This window comes from Mariniluteicoccus flavus (assembly GCF_054776655.1).
Map to the genome: position 1 here is coordinate 58499 of NZ_BAAHBN010000005.1, position 20910 is coordinate 79408.

Annotated in this window: 20 protein-coding genes; 16 read left to right on the top strand and 4 right to left on the bottom strand. The window is 68.4% G+C overall.

Annotated features, from left to right (window positions below; genetic code table 11):
* Nucleotides 1-76 precede the first annotated feature (76 nt).
* Nucleotides 77-1234: a molecular chaperone DnaJ gene (dnaJ, locus tag ACYVAG_RS09915; protein WP_460769285.1), complete on the top strand. Its 1158-nt coding sequence runs from the start codon at nucleotides 77-79 to the stop codon at nucleotides 1232-1234.
* Nucleotides 1235-1236: 2 nt separating this feature from the next.
* Nucleotides 1237-1689, top strand: a complete 453-nt coding sequence (locus tag ACYVAG_RS09920) for a heat shock protein transcriptional repressor HspR (protein ID WP_460769287.1) — start codon at nucleotides 1237-1239, stop codon at nucleotides 1687-1689.
* Nucleotides 1690-1693: 4 nt separating this feature from the next.
* Here ACYVAG_RS09920 and ACYVAG_RS09925 read toward each other — a convergent pair whose 3' ends face one another.
* A complete protein-coding gene (locus ACYVAG_RS09925; RefSeq protein ID WP_460769288.1) occupies nucleotides 1694-2695 on the bottom strand; it encodes a LacI family DNA-binding transcriptional regulator in 1002 nt (333 codons plus the stop codon).
* Between the two features lie 132 nt (nucleotides 2696-2827).
* On the opposite strand from ACYVAG_RS09925, the gene ACYVAG_RS09930 reads away from it, so the two are divergent.
* On the top strand, nucleotides 2828-4474 hold the full coding sequence (locus ACYVAG_RS09930) for a hypothetical protein (RefSeq protein ID WP_460769290.1): 1647 nt from the start codon (nucleotides 2828-2830) through the stop codon (nucleotides 4472-4474).
* Between the two features lie 5 nt (nucleotides 4475-4479).
* Here ACYVAG_RS09930 and ACYVAG_RS09935 read toward each other — a convergent pair whose 3' ends face one another.
* A complete protein-coding gene (locus tag ACYVAG_RS09935) occupies nucleotides 4480-5154 on the bottom strand; it encodes a GntR family transcriptional regulator (protein ID WP_460769291.1) in 675 nt (224 codons plus the stop codon).
* Nucleotides 5155-5289: 135 nt separating this feature from the next.
* Between ACYVAG_RS09935 and ACYVAG_RS09940 the strand changes: the two genes are divergently transcribed.
* The 12 genes from ACYVAG_RS09940 (at nucleotide 5290) to codB (ending at nucleotide 17562) form a co-directional block, all read left to right on the top strand.
* Nucleotides 5290-6162 (top strand): dihydrodipicolinate synthase family protein, encoded by an 873-nt coding sequence (locus tag ACYVAG_RS09940; RefSeq protein WP_460769293.1) that lies wholly within the window; start codon nucleotides 5290-5292, stop codon nucleotides 6160-6162.
* A 37-nt stretch (nucleotides 6163-6199) separates the two neighbouring features.
* Nucleotides 6200-7162: a Bug family tripartite tricarboxylate transporter substrate binding protein gene (locus ACYVAG_RS09945; protein WP_460769295.1), complete on the top strand. Its 963-nt coding sequence runs from the start codon at nucleotides 6200-6202 to the stop codon at nucleotides 7160-7162.
* A gap of 3 nt (nucleotides 7163-7165) precedes the next feature.
* Entirely contained in the window at nucleotides 7166-7693 is a 528-nt protein-coding gene (locus tag ACYVAG_RS09950; RefSeq protein ID WP_460769297.1) for a tripartite tricarboxylate transporter TctB family protein, read from the top strand.
* The gene (locus ACYVAG_RS09955) at nucleotides 7609-9189 is read left to right on the top strand and encodes a tripartite tricarboxylate transporter permease (protein ID WP_460769299.1); all 1581 of its coding nucleotides are present in this window, start codon (nucleotides 7609-7611) and stop codon (nucleotides 9187-9189) included. The genes ACYVAG_RS09950 and ACYVAG_RS09955 overlap by 85 nt, the downstream gene beginning before the upstream one ends.
* A 21-nt stretch (nucleotides 9190-9210) precedes the next feature.
* Nucleotides 9211-10293 carry an exo-alpha-sialidase gene (locus tag ACYVAG_RS09960; protein ID WP_460769612.1) on the top strand — a complete coding sequence of 361 codons (1083 nt, stop codon included), beginning with the start codon at nucleotides 9211-9213 and terminating at the stop codon, nucleotides 10291-10293.
* Between the two features lie 10 nt (nucleotides 10294-10303).
* On the top strand, nucleotides 10304-11803 hold the full coding sequence (locus ACYVAG_RS09965; RefSeq protein WP_460769300.1) for an FGGY-family carbohydrate kinase: 1500 nt from the start codon (nucleotides 10304-10306) through the stop codon (nucleotides 11801-11803).
* Between the two features lie 34 nt (nucleotides 11804-11837).
* Nucleotides 11838-12494, top strand: a complete 657-nt coding sequence (locus tag ACYVAG_RS09970) for a GTP pyrophosphokinase (protein ID WP_460769302.1) — start codon at nucleotides 11838-11840, stop codon at nucleotides 12492-12494.
* 227 nt (nucleotides 12495-12721) lie between these two features.
* Nucleotides 12722-13900 (top strand): alpha-amylase family protein, encoded by a 1179-nt coding sequence (locus ACYVAG_RS09975; RefSeq protein WP_460769304.1) that lies wholly within the window; start codon nucleotides 12722-12724, stop codon nucleotides 13898-13900.
* 202 nt (nucleotides 13901-14102) lie between these two features.
* A complete protein-coding gene (locus ACYVAG_RS09980) occupies nucleotides 14103-14576 on the top strand; it encodes a hypothetical protein (protein WP_460769306.1) in 474 nt (157 codons plus the stop codon).
* 19 nt (nucleotides 14577-14595) lie between these two features.
* Nucleotides 14596-15708, top strand: a complete 1113-nt coding sequence (locus ACYVAG_RS09985; RefSeq protein WP_460769308.1) for a C45 family autoproteolytic acyltransferase/hydolase — start codon at nucleotides 14596-14598, stop codon at nucleotides 15706-15708.
* Nucleotides 15709-15745: 37 nt separating this feature from the next.
* Nucleotides 15746-16231 (top strand): nucleoside deaminase, encoded by a 486-nt coding sequence (locus ACYVAG_RS09990; RefSeq protein WP_460769310.1) that lies wholly within the window; start codon nucleotides 15746-15748, stop codon nucleotides 16229-16231.
* Nucleotides 16228-17562: a cytosine permease gene (gene codB / locus ACYVAG_RS09995; protein WP_460769311.1), complete on the top strand. Its 1335-nt coding sequence runs from the start codon at nucleotides 16228-16230 to the stop codon at nucleotides 17560-17562. The genes ACYVAG_RS09990 and codB overlap by 4 nt, the downstream gene beginning before the upstream one ends.
* Here the strand turns inward: codB and ACYVAG_RS10000 are convergent.
* Both ACYVAG_RS10000 and ACYVAG_RS10005 read right to left on the bottom strand, forming a co-directional pair.
* Nucleotides 17553-18713, bottom strand: a complete 1161-nt coding sequence (locus ACYVAG_RS10000) for a TIGR04053 family radical SAM/SPASM domain-containing protein (protein ID WP_460769312.1) — start codon at nucleotides 18711-18713, stop codon at nucleotides 17553-17555. The two genes, codB and ACYVAG_RS10000, sit on opposite strands and share 10 nt — an antisense overlap.
* A gap of 280 nt (nucleotides 18714-18993) precedes the next feature.
* Entirely contained in the window at nucleotides 18994-20046 is a 1053-nt protein-coding gene (locus tag ACYVAG_RS10005) for a hypothetical protein (protein WP_460769314.1), read from the bottom strand.
* Nucleotides 20047-20249: 203 nt separating this feature from the next.
* Between ACYVAG_RS10005 and ACYVAG_RS10010 the strand changes: the two genes are divergently transcribed.
* A complete protein-coding gene (locus ACYVAG_RS10010) occupies nucleotides 20250-20906 on the top strand; it encodes a hypothetical protein (protein ID WP_460769315.1) in 657 nt (218 codons plus the stop codon).
* Nucleotides 20907-20910: the final 4 nt, after the last annotated feature.

Consider the following 20910-nt stretch of genomic DNA (forward strand, 5'->3'; position numbering starts at 1 on the left):
CTCCACGTTGGCTGAGCGAGCGCCAGCGAGTCGAAGCCACCCCACCCCAACCAACCGCTGAACCCAGGAGACGCCCATGAGCACGAAGGACTGGCTCGAGAAGGACTACTACAAGGTTCTCGGCGTCTCCAAGGACGCGAGTGCCGACGACATCAAGAAGGCCTTCCGCAAGATCGCGCGGGAGAACCATCCTGACCAGAACCCCGACAACGCGTCGGCCGAGAAGCGCTTCAAGGAGGCGTCGGAGGCCAACTCGATCCTGTCGGACACCAAGAAGCGCAAGGAATACGACGACGCCCGCAAGCTGTTCGGCGGCGGCGGGTTCCGCTTCCCGCGCAGCGGCGGCGGCAGCGCGGCCGGCGGTGCCGGAGCCCAGACCGCGGAGGACCTGTTCCGCCAGGCCCAGGGCGCCGACCTCGGCGACCTGTTCGGCGGCCTGTTCAACCGCGCGGGCCAGACCCGCGCGCCCGGCGGCGGCCGCGGCCCTCGCCGCGGCTCCGACGTCGAGGGCGAGGTCACGATCGACTTCGTCGACGCCGTCGACGGCACCACGGTGCCGATCCAGTTGGTCTCGACCGAGGCGTGCCGGTTCTGCCACGGCACCGGCGCGAAGTCCGGCACCATGCCGACGGTCTGCCTGACCTGTCAGGGATCCGGCATGCAGACGTCCGCCTCCGGCGGCTTCGCCGTGTCCGAGCCCTGCCGCGACTGCCGCGGCCGCGGGCTCGTCGTCGAGGAGCCCTGCCCCGACTGCAACGGCTCGGGCCGCGGCAAGTCGACCACGACCATGCAGGTACGCATCCCCGCGGGCGTCTCCGACGGCCAGCGCATCCGCCTGAAGGGCAAGGGCGGCGCTGGCGAGAACGGCGGCGCGGCCGGTGACCTCTATGTCATCGTCCACGTGCGTCCCCACGCCCTGTTCGCTCGCAACGGCGACAACCTCACGATCACGGTCCCGATCACGTTCACCGAGGCCGCGCTGGGCGCCGACATCGAGGTGCCCACGCTGAAGGGGCCCCGCGTACGCCTCCGCGTGCCCGCCGGGACGCCGAACGGCCGCAAGCTCCGCGTCCGCGGCAAGGGTGTGCCCCGCAAGGACGGCACCCATGCCGACCTGATCGTGACCGTCGACGTCGTCGTCCCGTCGGCGCTGTCGAACGAGGCCCAGCAGGCGCTCCGCGCGTACGCGGCCACCGCCGGCGAGCCCGACCCGCGCCAGAGGCTGGGGGCCTGATCATGGCCCCCCGCAAGCGCCCGTCGGGGGACGGGGTGCAGGTCGTCGACCGCGATGCGCCGATCTTCGTGATCTCCGTGGCCGCCCAGCTCGCCGGCATGCACCCGCAGACCCTGCGTACGTATGACCGCATGGGGCTGGTCTCCCCGCGCCGCACGTCGGGCCGCGGACGACGCTATTCGCCGCGCGACGTGGCGAAGCTGCGGCTGATCCAGAGGCTGTCGCAGGACGAGGGCATCAACCTGCAGGGCATCCGCCGCATCCTCGAGCTCGAGGCCGAGCTCGACCTGCTGCGCGACCAGGTCGACGAGTTGGGCGAGCTGCTCAGCCAGGCCCACGCCACGCCCCCGGGGTCGCGCCTGTTCACGGCCGACCCGACCGGGGGCGTACGCATGACCCCGCAACAGCGGGCCCGGCGCCAGTGGCGTACGCCGCGGGCGCTGCCGGGGCGTTGAGGGACTAGCGCTGGGGCTCGGCGTACCCGTCCTCATGATCGGTCTGGACCGTGGGGAGGACCAGGTGCTGCACCTCGGCATCATCGCCGTTGATGCGGCGAATCAGGATGCGAGCAGCTTCGCTGCCCAGGCCTCGTGCCGGGAGGTGCCACACGCGGGTGCCACGCGGCTGCCAGGCGACGAAGGGCAGTCCACCCAATGATGCGAGCCCCAGTTCAGCTGGCGAGAGCTGGCGCTCGAACATGACCCGCACCACCCCCGCGGCCAACTTGTTGTTCGCCGCGAGAATCGCATCGGGAGGATCGCCCATCCCTAGGAGGGCGGTCGCGGCCTCCTCACCACCTCGGACGGTGTAGTCGACGTTCCGGACGAGTCTGCGATCGGGTTCTGCGCCAGTGTGGGCGCGGACCGCCTGCTCCCATCCCTGCTGTCGCAGGGCGGCGGTTTCGACCGAGGACGGACCGGTGATGCACGCGATTCTTCGGTGGCCTGCGGCGAACAGGTCTGCGACCGCGGCACGTGCTCCGGCGACATTGTCGACCACGACGGAGTCCAGGGCATAGCGGGGCGCGCTCCGATCGACGCAGACCACCGGAACGGACCGCTCCATGGCGATGTCGAGGACAACATCGGGACTCGGCGGCACGACCAGGATCCCCGCCACCGGTTCGGATACGACCGCCCGCAGATATTCGGCGAACTTGTCCGGGTCGTCGTCAGTGTTGCACAGCAGGACCGAGAAACCGGCCGCCCGGGCGACATCTTCCACAGCGCGGGTCATGGACGTGAAGAAGGGGTTCTCGATGTCGGGGACCATCAGCGTGATGAGTTCGGAGCGCTGCAGGCGCAGGCGTCGGGCGTTGCTGTTCGGCACGTACGCAAGGTCGATCGCGGCGTCGCGTACCGCCTGCGCGAGATGGGGCCGGACGTTCGACCCGTTGAAGACGCGGGACACCGTGGCCGGCGACACGCCGGCACGGTGAGCGACATCGTAGATCGTGGCCATCGGCGTTCTCCTTCGTGTTCCGCGCTCAGCAGCATAGGCGCTCACGGTGTGGGAGGCGGCGGAGCAATCCTTGACGCTGAAATCGATTTCTGCAACTGTCGTCGCGTCTGATCGAGTCCAGAGGAGGACGCCATGAGCACCTACGAATGGCCCACTGTCAACGAGCGGCCGACCACCCGCCCCCACACGCTTTACACGGTCGCGAACGGTGATCTTCGCCTGACCGCGAACGTGAAGACGTGGGCGAAGCAGCAGGAGGTCGAGCAGCAGTTCGCCGATGCGGCGGCCTCCTTTGGATGGAGTGTTTTCCGCACCCACGAAGTCGACGAGAAGAAGGGGCACGGCTTCATCGATTCCCAGAGGCGGGGGATGGACGTTTTCCGGGCCATCCCCAAGGATGCTCCCATCGTCGTCATCGAGTCCGTCTGGCAATACAGCCATCACCTGCTCCACGGATTGCGGAGCCACGAGGGTCCGATCCTTGTCGTGGCGAACTTCGCGGGGGATTTCCCCGGTCTCGTCGGCCTTCTCAACCTGACCGGGTCCATGACCAAGGCCGGAATCGCGTACTCATCGTTGTGGAGCAAGGACTTCACCGACGAATGGTTTCTCGGCAAGCTCAAGGAGTGGCTCGACACCGGCGGGATCGAGCACGACGCCTCCCATGTCCGCGACCTTCCTGAGCTGCCGGCGTCTGACGAGAAGAAGCTGGGGATTGCCTTGGCTGACCAGTTGCGGGACGAGAAGGCGATCCTGGCGGTGTTCGACGAGGGGTGCATGGGCATGTACAACGCGATCATCGACGACGAGCTCCTCAACCCCCACGGCATCTACAAGGAGCGGTTGTCGCAGTCGGCGCTCGTCGCGGAGATGGATCGAGTGAGCGACGCGGACGCCCAGGCCGTCAGGACGTGGCTCGACGAAGCCGGCATGACCTTTCACATCGACAACGGGGGAGACGAGAAGGAGTGTCTGACCGACGAGCAGGTGCTCAGTCAGTGCCGCATGTATGTGGCTGCACTGCGCATCGCTGACGATTTCGGCGCAGACGCCGTCGGAATCCAGTACCAGCAGGGATTGAAGGACCTGGTGCCGGCGTCGGATCTGGCTGAGGGGCTGTTGAACGATCCCCATCGGCCGCCGGTCACGAGGAGGGACGGAGGCCGGGTTCTCTATGAGGGCAAGGCCTTGCCGCACTTCAACGAGGTGGACGAAGGCGTCGCCGTCGATGCCCTGGTCACCAACCGCGTGTGGACGGCGATGGGGTTGGACCCATCCACCACGCTGCACGACATCCGCTGGGGCGATGAATGGGACGGCCAGTTCGTCTGGGTCCTCGAGATCTCGGGCGCCGTCCCGGCGTCACATCTGGGCGGATACGCCCACGCCCACGGCTATCGGCAGTCGTACTACTTTTTCCCGCTCGGCGGGTCCACGCTTCAGGGCACCAGCAGGCCCGGAGAGATCGTGTGGTCGCGGGTCTATATCGAAGACGGCGCACTTCAGGTTGACCTCGGCCGCGGCGCCGTCGTGGAGATGCCTGAGGACGAGGTGCGTCGTCGACTGGTGGGCACGAACAGGGAGTGGCCCATCATGAACGCGGTCCTTCACGGAGTCAGCCGCGATCAGTTGATGGCCCGTCACAAGGCCAATCACCTCAACGTGGTCTACGGGCCGGACGCCGACACCGCCGACAAGGCTCTTGTCGCCAAGGCCGCCATGTTCGAGGCGCTCGGCTACCGCGTCCACTTGTGCGGAGACGTGCTGGCAGACCTCTGAGAACCTCAGGAGATGGCGACGAGGCTCGTCCGCGCCGCCATCGACTGGCTCATGCGGCGACGCGAGCCCGCCAGGTGGTCGGTCAACGTCGTGGCGAAGCCGGCTACATCGCCGGCCTCGGCCAGTTGCATGAGGGTCACGTGGTCGTCAGCCGACGGGTGCAGGTCGAGGTCCTGGGCGTTCGTGACGTCCAGGAGCGCGGCGAACGTCGGCTGGAACTGTCGCCAGAGACTCTCCAGCCGGGCGTTGCCGCTCAGCACGTAGAACTGCGTATGGAAAGCGAGATCCGCGACCGCGTACGCATGGCGATCGCCGGCGTCCGCGGTGGACCTCATCACGTCCACATAGTGACGCGCATCATCCCAATCCGAGGTGGCGGCCCGCTGTAGGGCAAGCCGACCTGCAAGCTGCTCGGCCGCCTCGCGGATCTGGTAGAGCTCGTCGATGTCGACCTGGGTGAACCCGCGGACGAAAAAGCCGCGACGACGCGACTCCAGCAACCCCTCGCCGGTGAGGATGCGCAGCGCGTCCCGGACGGGGCCGCGGCTGATGCCGTGCTCGACCGCCACGGCGTCCTCCACCAGGTGGGTGCCGGGAGCGATCTGGCCAGCGACGATGCGGCCGCGCAGCAGTTCAGCCAATTGATCGCCCAGGGCGACGGCTCTCAGGCCTCGAGCCATATGACAGACACCTCCACAGGGGACAACGGGATCAGAGTAGCGAACCTCTTGCGCACCAGCCTCCTCGCCGTTTACGCTGTCGTCAACCGTTAACGGTAAACCGTCTACCGCCGCAAGGATGCGAGGATCCCGACGATGGCTGCTGCCCCTGAAATTCTGTCAGCGCTCACGACTCCCTTCACGACGTCGGGGGAGGTGGATATCCGGGCCCTTCAGGCCAACCTCGATCGCCTCCAGCCGCTGGTCGATGGGGTGTTCGTGGCAGGCACGACGGGCGAGTTCCTCTCGCTGACCGCCGCGGAGCACGCCCAACTCGTTGAGGCGGCCCTGGAGACCTTCGGTCCCTCCCGGGTCGTGGTCCACGTCGGCTCTCCGAGCACTCACCAGTCCCTGGAACTGACCCGGGAGGCGGTCCGCTTGGGCGCCACTCGCATGGCCGCGCTGACCCCCTACTACCTCCGGGCCTCGGTGGACGGCATCACCCGTCACTGGGCCGCCATCAAGGAGGTCTGTGAGGGAGAGCTCTATGGCTACGTGTTCCCAGACGTGGCCGTGACCGACCTCATGCCGGAAGACCTGCCGGCCACACTGGCGTCCGGCATCGACGGCATCAAGACGTCCGCGACGGCCTCGCTCCGGGTGGACGACTATCTCGCCCACGCGCCGGAGGGATTCAAGCTCTGGTCCGGCAACGACGCCGACGTGCCGCACGTGATGGCGATCGGCGGCACAGGCACGGTGTCCGGATGTTCGGGAGTGGTCCCGCAACCGTGGGTCGAGTTGCGCGAGGCTCTTGCTTCCGGTGATGCGGCTGGAGTCGCGTCAGCCCAGGAAAAGATCGAGGCCATCGTGCCGCTGATCGGGCCCAGCATTTCGGCCCTGAAGTACGGGCTCGATATCCAAGGCCTCACGGGCGGCTATTGCCGCATGCTCATCGACCAACCTGACGCTGCGATGCGCCTGCGCATCCGCGAGACCATCGCCGCCACATCCCCCACACTCGCCTGACCAAGCCCATCACCACCACGAGCAAAGGAGCTCTCCCATGCAGCGCAGGACCCTTATTCTCGGCGTTGTCGCCACCGCCCTCGGCGCGAGCGGCTGCACGACCCGCGGTGCGGCGCCGGCGCCCAACGCCGGCAACGCGAACTTCCCCACCAAGGACATCACCCTGATCGTCCAGGCCGCTGCCGGCGGCGGCTCGGATCTGGCCTCGCGTGCATTGGCTTCGGCGTTGGAGCCGATCCTCGGCAAAAGCATCGTGGTCGAAAATCGTCCGGGTGCTGCCGGCTCGACGGCCATGCTCTATGTCAAGGGGCGGCCCGCGGACGGCTACACCATTGGGTTCGGTCCCGTGGAGATCTCGATGCTCGGCAGCCTCAACTACGACATCAAGCCCTCGGACTTCGACCTGCTCGGTCAGATCATGCTGGGCCCCGGCGTGCTGTCTGTGCCGCCGAATAGCCCCTACAACTCGCTCAAGGACTTCGTGGACGCCGCCAAGTCCAAGGAGATGACCGTAGCCAACTCCGGACCCGGCTCCATCTGGGAGATGCTCGGCGCCAGTCTGACGGAGAAGACCGGGGCGAAGGTCAAGCCCGTGCCGTTCAACGGCGGTGCGCCCGCCGTGGCGGCCGTCATGGGCGGTCAGGTGGACGCCGCGGGGTCGGGCGTCAACGAGGTGAAGCAGAACCTGGCCGACAAGAAGCTCAAGGTCCTGGCAATCTTCCACTCGGAGCGGCACCCGGAGCTCAAGGACGTCCCGACCGCCAAGGAACAGGGGGTCGACATCGAGATCGGCGGTTGGGGAGGCATCTATGCGCCCAAGGGGCTCCCGGCCGACGTGAAGAAGAAGCTCGAGGATGCGATCAAGCAGGCGGTGGAGAAGCAGTCCTACAAGGACATCATCTCCAAGTCGGGCAACCTCGTGGTGTACAAGGACTCCCCGACGTTCACGTCGTTCGCCCAGTCCGAGTTCGACCGCTTCGCGAAACTGCTCAAGAAGTGACCGATGAGCAGCCGTGACCTGACTCCGGACGCGCCCGACCCCGTCGCGTCCGAGGGCGTGCCCGGTGTGGAGATCGCCTCAGCCCCACCGTCTCCCACCATGGAGAAGGCCGTGGCGGCGGTGGTGCTGCTCTTCGGCGCCGCCATGTTCGCGGGGGCCCGCTCGATCGTCGTGCGCAATGAGACGGGCGGTATCGACCCGCGCTGGTGGCCCTCCGCCATCGCGATCGGGATCCTCGCCAGCGGCGCCTGGATGATGTTCAACGCCGTCACCCGTCGTCGTGGTGAACGAGACGTCGACCCGGTGGGCGCCAGTGGCCTTATCCAGATGGTCGTCACCGCCGTCATGACCGCCGTCATCCTGGTGTTGTGGCAGGTGGGCCTCAGCTTCCTGGTGCTGGCTCCCGCGTACCTGATCGTTCTCAACTGGATGTACGGCCTGCGCACATGGAAGTCGCTGCTGCTTTTCCCGGCGGCCATCACGCTGATTCTGTACCTCGTCTTCCAGTTGCTCTTGAAGGTGCCCCTGTGAACGCGTTCTATGAAGGACTGGCGGCCGTCCTCGACCCGACCGCCCTGCTGTGTCTCGCCATCGGGCTGGGACTCGGGCTGCTCGTGGGCATTTTTCCGGGCATCACCATTTCGATGGCGGTTGCGCTGGCCACCTCGTTCACGCTCACTCTCGAACCCGCTCAGGGCCTGTCCATGCTGCTGGCGATCTACGTGTCGGCGCAGTACGGGGATCGGATTCCCTCCATTCTGGTCAACACCCCGGGTACGCCTGCATCCGTGGCAACCACGCTTGATGGCTACCCGATGGCGAAGAAGGGGCAGGCGGGCCTGGCCCTGTCGCTTTCGGCCATCGGGACGACGGTCGGCATCCTCGCCTCGCTGCTTGTGCTCATCTTCCTGGCCGCTCCAATCGCGTCATTCGCGTTGTCGTTCGGACCCTTCGAGATGTTCTCCTTGGTCGTGTTCGGCCTAACTGTGATCATCGGCATCGCGTCCCGGTCGATCGCCAAGGGGATCTTCGCCGGACTCCTCGGCCTTGCGCTGGCCGTGATCGGGACGGATCCGATCACCGGTGACGCCCGCTTCGCCTTCGGCAACAGCGAGATGATGGGTGGTCTTGACTTCATCGCACTCATCATCGGCCTGTTCGGCATCACCGAGGTGCTCGATCAGGTCTATACGCACCACGCCCACCGCGTGCGCCCGATCTCGTCCCTGGGGCGCTGGTGGCCCACAAGGGGTGAGTTGCGTCGCGTGGCGAAGCCGATGGCCCAGTCGAGCGTCATCGGGGCATTTGTCGGCGTGGTCCCGGCGGCGGGCGGCGACATCGCGGGCCTGATCGGCTGGAACCGCGCCAAGGCGATCAGCAAGCACCCCGAGGAGTTCGGCAAGGGATCGATAGAAGGGGTGGTCGGATCGGACACGGCTTCGAGCGCCACCTTGGGTGGTGCGTTGACCACCACCCTGTCGCTCGGCATTCCGGGTGACTCGGTCATGGCGATCATGATCGGGTCCATGATCATCTGGGGCATCCAGCCCGGACCGTCGCTGTTCGAGCGACGTCCGGACATGATCGTCTCGATCGTCCTCATCATGCTGTTCACGACGATCGTGTCCACGATCGTCAGCCTCGTGCGGACCAAGGGCATGACCAAGCTCCTCGATCTTCGACCCCAATGGATCTGGGGCATCATCCTGGTGTTCTGCATCGTCGGCACCTACGCGACGACGAACAACGTGTTCACCGTGGTGCAGATGCTCGTGTTCGGTCTGGTCGGTCTGGTGCTGCGTCGGGTGGGGATGCCCGCCGGCCCGGTGGTGTTGGGCTTCCTTCTGGGCCCACTCGCCGAGTCCAATCTGCGCCGCGCGATGCTCATCGGGTCGCCCGTTGAGCTGCTCACCCGCCCGATCTCGCTCGTCCTGCTGCTGATCGCCGCAGGCTCCCTCCTCTGGCCGGTGTGGAAGACGTATCGCGAGTCGAAGCGCGTGACCTCGACCGACGGTGAGGTCATCTGAGCTATGGACACCTGGCGTGGGATGGTCGCGATAGAGCCCTTGGGTGCGCGGCAGTCCCACGCCAGTTCGCTTCTCATCGTCGGTGAAACCGTGCTCGTCGCGTGGTTCGCGGGGACCCATGAGGGGGCTATGGACACTCGGATCCACGTCGCGCGGGGCGATCGGGACGGGCAGTTCGACGTGCCGCGGATCGTGGCAGATGCGCCCTGTCCCCACTGGAATCCCGTCCTGGCTGAGGGACCGGATGGGCGCGTGTGGCTGTTCTTCCGCCGGGGCCCGCGCATCGACACGTGGACGACCTGGATCTGTCACTCAACGGACGCCGGGGCCACGTGGTCCGACGCAGTTCCGCTCGTGGAGGGGGACACCAAGGGCGGGCGTGGCCCGGTGCGCCAGGCACCTCTTCGCCACAGGGACGTGTGGGTCGCCCCAGGGTCCGTCGAGGTCTGGGAGCCGGAGGCCACGTGGGACTGCTTCGTGGACCTCACCGTCGACGGGACTGCGTGGGACCGCGTACACATCCCGCTCGATCACCACGACCTGCGCGGTGCGGGATGCATCCAACCCTCTCTCGTCCTGGGTGGCGCGGGCCAACTCATCGTCCTCACGCGCTCCACGACGGGCAGGGCTCATCGCAGCGCCACGGCCGACCCGCGACGTTGGCCGCCTCTATCCCCATGCGGCCTGCCCAACAACAACAGCGGACTGGCCGCTGTGACTCTGCCGGATCGCCGCCTCGCGGCGGTCCACAATCCGGCGACCGACGACTGGGGTGCGCGGTGCCCGCTCGTCGTATCGGTCTCGGACGACGACGGTCTGACGTGGGCGCAAGCTGGCTTCTTGGAGGATGGCAGCCGGTTCCCGGGTGCTCCGTCGCTCCGGGACGACCCCGAGCCCGGCAAGGACGGGCGCCCTCTCGGAGCCGCCGCATCCGGTGTGGTCACGACGGGCGACGCTGAGTTCAGCTATCCCTCCGCGGCTGTCGTGGACGATGAACTCTGGGTCACCTACACCTGGCAGCGGCGCGGCATCGCCCTTGCCCGGGTGACGGTCACCCAATTGCACGCAGGCACCTCGCCCGACGCGAGCGGGCTTGAAGCATGAAAGGACCGTCATGACCGACCTCTTCCTCGGTGTGGATATCGGCACGGCCAGCACCAAGGGCGTCCTCACCGACAGCTCGGGCCGTGTGGTCGCCCAGACCACGCGGCAGCATCGGGTGGACAATCCCCGCGCCGGCGTCTTCGAGATGGACGGGGCAATCTGGTGGGACGAGTTCGTCTCCGTGTCCAAGGAGCTCGGCGCGGGCTCATCGGGCCAGGTCAGGGCCGTTGGAGTGTCCGGGATGGGGCCCTGTGTACAACTGACGGACGCCCGCGACGTCCCCGTCGCTCCCAGCGCCCTCTACGGAGTGGACATGCGGGCCACCAGGGAGATCGACGAGCTCGACGACGAGTTGGGGCGTGATGCCATCTTCGAGCGCTGTGACTCGATGCTCACCACCCAGGCGGCAGGGCCTAAACTTCGCTGGTTCGCGCGCAATGAGCCGGATGCCTGGGGCCGGGCCCAGCGATTCCACATGCCGGCGTCCTTGCTGGTCGCGCGGCTGACGGGCGAATACGTTCTCGACCGTCAATCGGCTTCCCAGTGCACCCCGATGTACGACGCCGCCACACAGGAGTGGCACACCCCTTGGGCGGATGCCGTAGCACCTGGCATCGTGTTGCCCCGGTTGGCCTGGGCGGGGGATGAGGCGGGACGCGTGACCGGGCGAGCCGCGTCCGAGACGGGGTTGGCGGAGGGGACACCCGTCGCCGTCGGGACCATCGATGCGTGGGCGGAGGGACTGTCGGTGGGATCGGTGGAGCCCGCGGATCTCATGCTCATGTACGGCACGACGATGTTCTTGGTTGGCAACACCACCCATCGCGTCCGCACGCCCTCCATGTGGGGGACAACGGGCTTGGCGAGCGGTCAGTACAACCTCGCCGGCGGAATGGCCACGTCCGGCGCCGTCACCTCATGGCTGCGCGACCTGACCGGCGCCGACTACGCGACTCTGTCGGCTGAGGCCGCAGCCTCACAACCGGGGGCGAACGGGTTGCTCATGCTGCCCTACTTCGCCGGGGAACGTACGCCGATCCAAGATCCCGACGCCCGTGGCACCGTGACCGGACTGACCCTGGCGCACACTCGCGGGGACCTCTACCGCGCGGCGCTGGAGGCCACGGCGTACGGGGTCCGGCACAATGTCGAGGCGTACGCGGAGGCTGGCGTCGCCATCGACCGGGTGGTCGCGGTCGGAGGAGGCACGACGGGGACGCTGTGGCCGCAGATCGTGACCGACGTGATCGGTCGCCCGCAGGTCCTTCGGGAGAAGTCGATAGGTGCGGCGTTCGGGGACGCGTATCTGGCCGCCCGACTCGTCGACGAATCGGTCAAGATCGACGAGTGGAATCCCGCTTCAGTCATTCTCGAGCCGAAACCGGGGCCGTATGAGGATATGTACGCCACCTACCGCGACCTCCACGACGCGACGCGTGACATTCAGCACCAGCTCGCGAAGCGTCAGCATGACCCAGTTGATCCGACCCGCCCGGGGTCCGATCCGTGACCTGAACCGTGCCTCCGTGGGATCATGGGGGGCCATGCCCCGTTCTGAAGACTCCATCCCGCAGTCCCGACCCGACCAATTGCACGAGGTCCGGGGCTTCCAGTTGTTCATGCTCGAATACAAGTTCGGGCTGGACGAGGTGATGACCAAGGTCAACATCCTGCGCGAGGAACTGGCGTTCGGGCCGGGGGAGAACCCCATCGAGCACGTGAGCGCGCGGCTGAAACAGCCGGAGAGCCTCTTGCGCAAGACCCGTCGCCTCGGCATCGACAACACGCTCGAGAACTGGGCCGAGCACGTCCCCGACCTGGCCGGAATCCGCATCGTCTGCTCGTTCATCTCGGACGTGTGGATCGTGCGCGACATGATCCTGCAGCAGCCCGATGTCGAGCTGGTGGAGGAGAAGGACTACATCACCCACCCCAAGCCCAACGGCTATCGCAGCCTGCACCTGCACGTGCGAACGCCGGTGCACCTGTCCGACGGCACGCGCATGGTGCAGGTGGAGATCCAGATCCGCACGGTCGCCATGGACTTCTGGGCCGCGCTGGAGCACAAGATCCACTACAAGTGGGACGCCGAGGTGCCGGACACGCTGACCGAGGAGCTCACGCGGGCCGCGGAGATCTCGGCGCGACTCGACCGCAAGATGCAGGCGCTGCACCAGGAGACCCACCCCGACCTTGGCTGAGGATGCCAAAACGTTCTCCGAGCGAGCGGAGCGAGTCAAGGAGCGTGGGGGAATCAGGGTCAAAACGTTCCTCCGAGCGAAGCGAGTCGAGGAGCGTGTCGGATCGCTCACTGGATGCACGCCGACGGCCCCAGGAGGCATCCATGCGCATCGAGCGTGCGATCGAGCACGGTCTGTGGGTGTCCCCGTCCTCTAGGCTCGAGACACCCGACTCCCAAGGAGGCCCCATGACCCCCGCCTGGATCGACCACGCGATCTGGTGGCACGCATACCCGCTGGGGTTCACCGGCGCCCCGCAACAGGGTGGCGGCGACGTCGTCCATCGCCTCGGCCACCTCGAGGGCTGGCTCGACCACGCGGTCGCGCTCGGTGCCTCCGGCCTCGCGCTCGGCCCCGTGTTCGAGTCGGAGAGCCACGGCTATGACACGACCGACCACTTCCGCATCGACCCGCGCCTCGGCGACGATGCCGACTTCGATCGCCTGATCGCCGCCTGCCGCGAGCGCGGACTGCGCGTGCTGCTCGACGGCGTCTTCAACCACGTCGGGAAATCCTTCGGCCACGAGGATTGGTGGCGCCGCTCCGACGAGGGCTATCCCTGGTTCTTCGAGGGCCACGACACGCTCGTCGAGCTCGACCATGCGTTGCCGGAGGTGCAGTCACACGTCGCGGACGTCATGACCCACTGGCTGCGCCGCGGTGCCGACGGCTGGCGGCTGGACGCCGCGTACGCGGTGGATCCGGAGTTCTGGGCCGCGGTGCTGCCGCGCGTACGCGAGGAGTTCCCCGACGCATGGTTCGTCGGCGAGGTGATCCATGGTGACTATCCCGACCTCGTGCGCCGCAGCGGGCTCGACTCGATCACGGAATATGAGCTGTGGAAGGCGATCTGGAGCTCCATCGGCGACAAGAACTTCTTCGAGCTCGACTGGGCTTTCCAACGCCACAACGATTTCCTGGACACCTTCGCGCCGCTGACGTTCGTCGGGAACCACGACGTGACCCGCATCGCGACCCAGGTCGGCCCCGACGGCGCGCTCGTCGCGGCCGCGGTGCTGCTGACGGTCGGAGGGGTGCCGTCGATCTACTACGGCGACGAGTTCGCCTTCACCGGCGAGAAATTCGAGCGCATCGGCGGCGACGACCAGGTGCGCCCGGTGATGCCGGGTTCGCCCGACGAGATCACACTGGGGCGTGAACTGTTCGAGGCCCACCAGGAGCTGATCGGCGTCCGCCGCCGCAGCCCCTGGCTCGTCCGCGCCCGCACCGAGAAGCTGGAGTTGGAGAACACGCGGTTCGCGTATGCGGCGGTGGGCGAGGGGGGCGAGCGCCTCGAGGTGAAGCTGGGTCTCGACCCGGTGAGCGTGACGATCACGCAGAACGGACAGACGCTCTTCGCGCGCTGACGTTCTCTGAGCGAGCGAAGCGAGACGAGGAGCCCTGGCCACGTTGCACGGCCACGTTGGCTGAGCGAGCGCCAGCGAGTCGAAGCCATGACATCTGTCACCCCCCACCCGTGCGGACCCCACGCCAACGCGTGATCCCGCACACCGGTGCCAGCCGCTTTCCGGACCCACGATGGAGACACACCACCACCGAGGAGTCCTGATGATCGAAGCGCTGCAGCAGTTCACCCAGTCCCTTCCGCCCGCCCTCCAGTGGCTCGGCATTCTGCTCGTCTCCGCGATTCCGCTCGTCGAGTCCCACTTCGGCGCCATGCTGGGCGTCGTCGGCGGCATCCCGATCCCCCTCGCCGTCCTGCTCGCCGCCGTCGGCAACCTCGCGTCGGTCGCCCTCGTCGTCGCCCTCGCCTCCCGCGTTCGCGCCAGAGTCGTGGCCGGCAAAGAGCCGACCCGCCGCCAGGAGCGCGTACGCCGGGCCTTCGACCGCTGGGGCCTGATCCCGGTCTGCCTCGTGGGGCAGATGGTGGTGCCGAACCAGATCACCGCGCCGACCCTGGTGTCGATCGGCGCCGACCCGGGCCGCGTCATGCGCTGGCAGGCCGCCGGCGTCGCCCTGTGGGCGCTGGTGTTCGCCGGTCTCGCGGCCGCGGGAGTGAATCTGCTGGGCACCGTGCGCTGACAGTGAGACCATCGCTGTCGTGATCGTCCACGAACACGACAGCGGCGTCGACCCCACCCCCGAGCGCGGGGAGCAGTTCGGGCGCCGGTACGCCGAGTCAATCCGCACCTCCGTCGGCCTCTATCGGGACTGGTTCGCGACGTCGGAGGTCCCCGGCGAGGCGGTCGGCCGCATCACGGGGTCCTGCCGGGAGGCCCTCGCCGACTGGGCCCCGGACCTGCTCGACGAGTCCGACACGATCGCGCGCGGCGCCGGGCTGGAGCCCGACTCCGTGTTCATGCTCACCTGCCGGACCGAGATCGTCGCCGCCGCGCAGCCCACCGATCCGGGGGCGGCGCGCCCCACCGAGTGCTCGACGCTCGTCGCTGCCCCGCCGGCGGGCCGCCTCTCGTTCCAGACCTGGGACTGGGTCACCGATCTGGTCCCGGAGGGCGTCATGTGGCAGTACGCGCCCGCCCCCGGCCGCAGGACCACCGCCTTCGTCGAACCCGGCATGGTCGGCAAGCTCGGCCTCAACGACCGCGGCCTGAGCGTCCACCTGAACTTCCTCTCGCATGCGGCCGACGGGGGAGACCAGCCCGGCGTACCCATCCACGCGATCCAGCGGGCGGTCCTCGACCGGGCGTCCACCGTGGCCGAGGCGATCGAGATCGCGCTCTCGGCGCCGTTGGTGGCGTCATCGGCGCTGACCGTGGTGGCCGACGACGGGGCCGCGTCGATCGAGCTCTGCCCGGCGGGCACCGCGGTCGTACGCCCGGACGCCGCCGGCTGGCTGGCCCACACGAATCACTTCGTCGATCCGCGCCTGGCGGGCGGCGACCTCGCCACGCCGGCCGAGACGACGTGGGCGCGGCAGGCCTACCTCGAGGAGGCCGCGGGGCGGCTCGGCCCCCTGCTGCGTGACGGTGGTTCGCCCGGCCTTCCCGAGGTCGCCCGGGCGCTCGTCAGGGAGGACGGCGTACGCGCCCCCATCTGCCTGCTCGGCAACCCGAAGCTGCCGGAGCACCGGCGCTCCCGGACGCAGTTGACGGTGCTGTTCGACGGGGTTGCGGGGCGGGTGGACTACCTGGCTGGCAATCCGGCCGACGCCGCCGTTAAGCCCGTGTTACAGGTCTCCCCACCGCCGGCCTGACGTGCAACGATGGCGTGACCCGACGAGGAGGACTCCGATGACCTGGACCCCGACCCCCGACGATGACCGCCGCTTCCTCGATCTCGCGATCGAGCAGGCCCAGCTGGGCTGGGAGGAGGGCGGCGTCCCGATCGGTGCGGTGCTCGTGCACGACGGCGAGGTGCTCGCCGCCGGCCGCAACCAGCGCATCCAGAAGGACAGCGCGATCCTGCACGGCGAGACCGACGCCATCGAGAAGGCCGGCCGCCTGCGCGCGTCGGTCTATCGCAACTCGGTGCTCTACACGACGCTGTCGCCCTGCCTGATGTGCGCCGGAACCGCTTTGATGTATGAGATCCCGCGCATCGTCATCGGCGAGAACCGCACGTTCGAACAGAGCGAGGCGCTGCTGCGCGAGCGGGGCGTACGCCTGGACGTGCTCGACGACCCGACGTGCATCGCGCTGATGGAGCGCATGATCGCCGAGAAGCCCGAGCTGTGGAGCGAGGACATCGGCGTCGAGGAAGAGGATCTCGGCCGATGAGCAGCGCCGCGTCCGGGCCGGGCGCCGCTGCCGGGTCGCTCGACGCCGAGACCGCGGGCGAGGTCGATCGCGACTATCCACTGACGCCGGTGCCGGCGTCGGCCCGCAAGTCGTTCCTGTCCATTGCCGTTGTGCTGCTGGGATTCACGGTCTTCGCGCCGACGCTGATGGCGGGTGCCGAGATCGGCGCGGCGTTCCGGTTCGACACGTTCCTGATGGTGCTGGTGCTGGGGTCACTGGTGCTGTGCGCCTACGTCGCCGCGATCGGTTTCATGGGCGCGCGGACGGGACTGACGACGGTGGTGATGAGCCGCTACACGTTCGGGTCGGTGGGCGCGAAGTTCGCGTCGATCCTGCTGGGCGGCACGCAGGTCGGCTGGTATGGCGTCGTGGTCGGCACCATCGGCGAGATGACCGCCCAGGCCTTCCACTGGAACGGCTGGGTGCCTCGGGCGGTGGTGATGATCGTGGTGTCGGTGCTGATGGCGGCGACGGCCTACTACGGCTATGAGGGCATGTATTGGGTGTCGATGATCTCGACCCCGTTGATCCTGATCCTGGCGTTCTGGATCCTCGCCAAGGCGCTCGGCAAGGTCGGCGGGTTCGCGGGATTCCTGCAGATGCAGCCGACCGCGCAGATGACGTGGGCCGCCGCGATCACGACGATCGTCGGCACGTTTGCGTCGGCCGGCACCCAGGCCGCGAACTGGACCCGCTTCGCCCGCACCGGCTGGAATGCCGTGTGGGCGTGCGTGATCGGGTTCTTCGTCGGCAACGGGCTGATGATCTTCTTCGGCGCGACGGCCGCGCTGGCCTACGGTGAGGGCGACTTCACCGCGCTGCTCTTCAGCATGGGGCTCGTCGGCTGGGGCCTGTTCTTCCTGTTCGGCAACCTCTGGAAGTCGAACGCTGACGCCGCGTACGCGTTCGGGGTGGCGGGTGCGGAGTTGTTCGACCGCGCGTCGAAGAGCCCGTTCATCATCGGCGGCGCGGTGATCGGCACGCTGCTGGCGCTCACCGGCGTGCAGAACCACCTCATCGATTATCTGTCCCTGTTGGGAATCGCGATCCCGCCGGTTGGCGGCGTGCTGCTCGGCGACTGGCTCGCGCGGTGGCGCGGCGGCCAGCCGGGCGTGCAGCACGTCACGGAATCGGTGCGCTGGCAGGCATTCCTGCCCTATGTCGTGGCCGTCGCCGTGAGCTGGGCGTCGAACCAGTTCGGTTGGGGCATCGCACCGCTCAACGGCATCCTGGTCGCGCTCGTCCTCGCGTACGCGTTGGGGCGTTGGGCTTCCCGCCCCGTGGGTGAGGGGTCGGCGCGTCAGGCCTGAGGCACGTAGCTGCAGGTCGGGTCCTCCGCCAGCTCGTCGCGCGTGACGGCGTACGCGTGGGACCGCGACCCGCCGCACACCTCGCGGAACTCGCACCGACCGCAGCGCCCGCCGAAGCCCTCGGGCTGGCGAAGCCGTTGCAGGATGGGGGAATCGCGATAGATGGTGCGCAGGCCGGATTCCTTCACCGACCCGCAGTTGAACGGCAGGAAGCCCGACGGATAGACGTCGCCGAGGTGGTCGACGAACACGAACCCGCGCCCGGAGTTCACGTCGATGGGCGGGCGGGGCGTACGCGTGGCCTCGATCGGGTGGCCCAGGATCTCGAGCGTGCGGGCCATGAGTCGGGCGTGCAGCTCGCCGGTCGGCGGCATCGGGGCGCCCGTGGCACGGGCCTGCGCCCGCTGCAGGGCGACGCGGCGGTAGTGGGGCGCCTCGGTGGTCTTGATCGCGACCATGGTCGAGATGTCGTGCAGCCAGTGGAGGACGTCCTCGATCTCGTCGGCGCCCAGGGCCTTGAGGGCCTGGCCGCGGCCGGTCGGCACGAGGAAGAACACGCTCCACAGGGCGGCCCCGAGGTCGCGCACGCGGGCGAACAGCTCCGGCAGCTCGTCGACGTTGTCGCAGGTGACGGTGGAGTTGACCTGCAGGCGGAATCCGTTGTCCCGCACGATCTGCGCCGCATCCATCGTCGCGGCGAACGTGCCGGAGAACCCGCGGAACGCGTCGTGGGTCTCGGGCCTGGCGCCGTCGAGGCTGAGCGACACGGCCTTGCCGCCGGCGGTGCGCAGGGCGGCGAGGCGCTCGGGGATGAACTTCGGCGTGACCGAGGGGGAGAGGGCCATTGACAGGCCGGCGGCAGTGCCGTGGGCGACGAGGTCCTCGAGGTCGGGCCGCTCGAAGGGGTCGCCGCCGGTGAGCACGACGAGAGGCTTCGGGTTGTCCCAGGCGGCGATGTCGTCGAGCAGGGCGAACCCCTGGTCGGTGGTGAGCTGGTTCGGATGGTGGCGGGTCTGGGCATCGGCCCTGCAGTGCAGGCAGACCAGGGCACAGGCCCGGGTGACCTCCCAGATGACGATGAACGGCTTGGCGTGCACGTCCTGCCGCATGTGGCGGACAACGGTGCGGGGACGCTCGACGGTGGTGGTCACGGGACCATTATTAACCCTGTTGCTCCGTAATAAAAAGCCCGGGGTCCCCCCGGGCGCAACTTGTGCACACGCCCGCACAAGTTGGGTCGACACGCCGGGCCCAGAACCCAACTCGTGCACACGCCCGCACAAGTTGGGTCGATACGCCGGGCCCAGAACCCAACTCGTGCACACGCGACAGGGGTACGCGGGGTCGCCTCCGCGCGGGTCGACCGAGGCCGCCCTGCGGCCGTCCCTCCCGCGTTGGCTGAGCGAGGCCGCCGGCGGCCGAGTCGAAGCCTCAGCCCCCCGCCCGGCTCCCCGCGAACCAGGCCTGCACCAGCGTCCGCCCCGCATGACCCATCGGGCCCACGACCTCGCGCAGGGCCTGCTTGTCGGCGGGAACCGCGGCCTCCGCGGCCGCCAGCACCTCGGCGACCGTACGCGCGGGCGTTGCCACGGTCAGCAGATAGTCCGGCACGGTGAGCCCGTCCGCCATCACAGCCACCAGGGGGGTGCCCACCGCGGCGATCTTCGGGAACACCGTCCCCGGGATGCCGATGGCGACCTCGGCCCGCGCCGAAGCGGCCAACGAGCCCTCGGTGGCGATCTCGAACTCGTCCCAGAGCGTTCGGTCCTCACGCGGGTGGAGGCCGACCAGAATCCTCTTCCCCGCGGCGGCCAGCGCACGTGCCGAGTCGAGCAGCAGTTGCGTTCCGGGAGCAGCCCCGCCCGTCGCGTCCGAGCGGGTGACCGACGTCAGAATCAACACCGTGTCAGGCTCGGGTCGGCGTACGGGCAGGTCGTCCAACTCCGGGATCCCCACCACGCGGATCTGCCGCTCCCGCAACCCCAGGTGACCCGCGAAGGTCGCGCGCTCGGCCGGCGACCCCGCGGTGGCCGTGACGATGCGGGGACGCAACTCAGCGGCGAAGGGCGCCTCCTTCGCGGTGAGGTATGCGAGCCCCGACGCGGCAATAGGTACGCCGACCAGGGCGCGCGCGACCTCCGCGGGCCAGGCGGTGGCTCCGGAGATGACGAGAAGATCGAACTGGTCCGCGCGCGCCTGGGCCAGGGGGAGCACGGGCACAGGATCGCCGGGCTTGATCCCCGACAGGTCGGGAACGATCTGTGTCAGGGTGCCGCCCCGGGCCTCGATCTCGTCGAGGACAGGCTTGACGTGATAGGTCCCCCACGGCTCGTTCGTCGCCGCCGCGACCCGGAAGGGCTTCGGCCCGCGGGCCGAGGCCGGCGCGCTCGGGACGAGCAGACCGGCCGCGAGGGCAGAGCCGCTGAGCGCGAGCACGCCGCGGCGGGAGAACGTGCGGGTGGTGAACGGCAGATGCGTTGTCATGCGGGCCATGTTCGCCGCCACGAGTGAAGTTGGGGTGAACAGGCAATGAGAACTGCCTCACGTTGGTTGAGCGACGCCTTTCTCCGCCTCACGTTGGCTGAGCGACGCCTTCCTCCACCTCACGTTGGCTGAGCGAGGCCGCCTGCGGCCGAGTCGAAGCCCCACCCCTTGAGCATTCCCCATCCCCGCCCCACAATCAGTTCATGACGATGGCCGCGCGGCTGGTCGAGGAGCTGGACGAGGGCCCAGAGCAGTGGGCCCCGCCTTCATGGCTGCTCTCGTTCGGCCTGGTGCTCGCGCTGCTCATCGGCGCCGGTTTCCTCATCGTTCCGCCGGTCCGCGCGGCCCTCGCCCCGGTCACGGTCTCCGAGTCCCAGCTGGAGCAGGTGTTCACGCCGAAGTTCATCGCCGGGCGCGCTGAGTGGGGTTGGCCCCACCGCGACAGTCCGGTGACCCTCGGGGCCGGTTTCTGTGAGGGCGCCATGGTGGAAGCGTTCACCCCCGCCGGAGCCGTGTGGGTCGCCGACGGGAAGCGGCGCTCGGGAGTGGTCTTCGCCGGGCGCTTCGCCGACCACCGCAGTGCCCGCGCAGCGTTCGACAGCCTGTCCGGGCGTTATGCGAACTGCAACCAGCCGCGCTTTCGGGTGACCCCCCTCGAGCCGGTGACCGAGGAGGGCGCGGTGCTCCACGGCTACACGGTCGAGGCCGTGAGCGGATTCCGCTTCGGCTCCCTGCGACGGGAGGTGCGGTTCGTCACCTACGGCAACACGATGGCGGCCTTCGTCGCGGAGCAGCTTCCGACCGACGCCGAGCTGGTCACTGCCTGGCGCGCATCCGTCCGGCACGCCGCCGGCCGCTGAGAGG

Coding starts and splice junctions, on each gene's coding strand:
- ACYVAG_RS09980 (WP_460769306.1), top strand. CDS start 14,103: ATGATCGAAGCGCTGCAGCAGTTCACCCAGTCCCTTCCGCCCGCCCTC.
- ACYVAG_RS09940 (WP_460769293.1), top strand. CDS start 5,290: ATGGCTGCTGCCCCTGAAATTCTGTCAGCGCTCACGACTCCCTTCACG.
- ACYVAG_RS09970 (WP_460769302.1), top strand. CDS start 11,838: ATGCCCCGTTCTGAAGACTCCATCCCGCAGTCCCGACCCGACCAATTG.
- ACYVAG_RS09990 (WP_460769310.1), top strand. CDS start 15,746: ATGACCTGGACCCCGACCCCCGACGATGACCGCCGCTTCCTCGATCTC.
- ACYVAG_RS09950 (WP_460769297.1), top strand. CDS start 7,166: ATGAGCAGCCGTGACCTGACTCCGGACGCGCCCGACCCCGTCGCGTCC.
- dnaJ (WP_460769285.1), top strand. CDS start 77: ATGAGCACGAAGGACTGGCTCGAGAAGGACTACTACAAGGTTCTCGGC.
- ACYVAG_RS09955 (WP_460769299.1), top strand. CDS start 7,609: ATGGAAGTCGCTGCTGCTTTTCCCGGCGGCCATCACGCTGATTCTGTA.
- ACYVAG_RS09920 (WP_460769287.1), top strand. CDS start 1,237: ATGGCCCCCCGCAAGCGCCCGTCGGGGGACGGGGTGCAGGTCGTCGAC.
- ACYVAG_RS09945 (WP_460769295.1), top strand. CDS start 6,200: ATGCAGCGCAGGACCCTTATTCTCGGCGTTGTCGCCACCGCCCTCGGC.
- codB (WP_460769311.1), top strand. CDS start 16,228: ATGAGCAGCGCCGCGTCCGGGCCGGGCGCCGCTGCCGGGTCGCTCGAC.
- ACYVAG_RS09975 (WP_460769304.1), top strand. CDS start 12,722: ATGACCCCCGCCTGGATCGACCACGCGATCTGGTGGCACGCATACCCG.
- ACYVAG_RS09960 (WP_460769612.1), top strand. CDS start 9,211: ATGGTCGCGATAGAGCCCTTGGGTGCGCGGCAGTCCCACGCCAGTTCG.
- ACYVAG_RS09965 (WP_460769300.1), top strand. CDS start 10,304: ATGACCGACCTCTTCCTCGGTGTGGATATCGGCACGGCCAGCACCAAG.
- ACYVAG_RS10010 (WP_460769315.1), top strand. CDS start 20,250: ATGACGATGGCCGCGCGGCTGGTCGAGGAGCTGGACGAGGGCCCAGAG.
- ACYVAG_RS09935 (WP_460769291.1), bottom strand. CDS start 5,154: ATGGCTCGAGGCCTGAGAGCCGTCGCCCTGGGCGATCAATTGGCTGAA.
- ACYVAG_RS09925 (WP_460769288.1), bottom strand. CDS start 2,695: ATGGCCACGATCTACGATGTCGCTCACCGTGCCGGCGTGTCGCCGGCC.
- ACYVAG_RS09930 (WP_460769290.1), top strand. CDS start 2,828: ATGAGCACCTACGAATGGCCCACTGTCAACGAGCGGCCGACCACCCGC.
- ACYVAG_RS10005 (WP_460769314.1), bottom strand. CDS start 20,046: ATGACAACGCATCTGCCGTTCACCACCCGCACGTTCTCCCGCCGCGGC.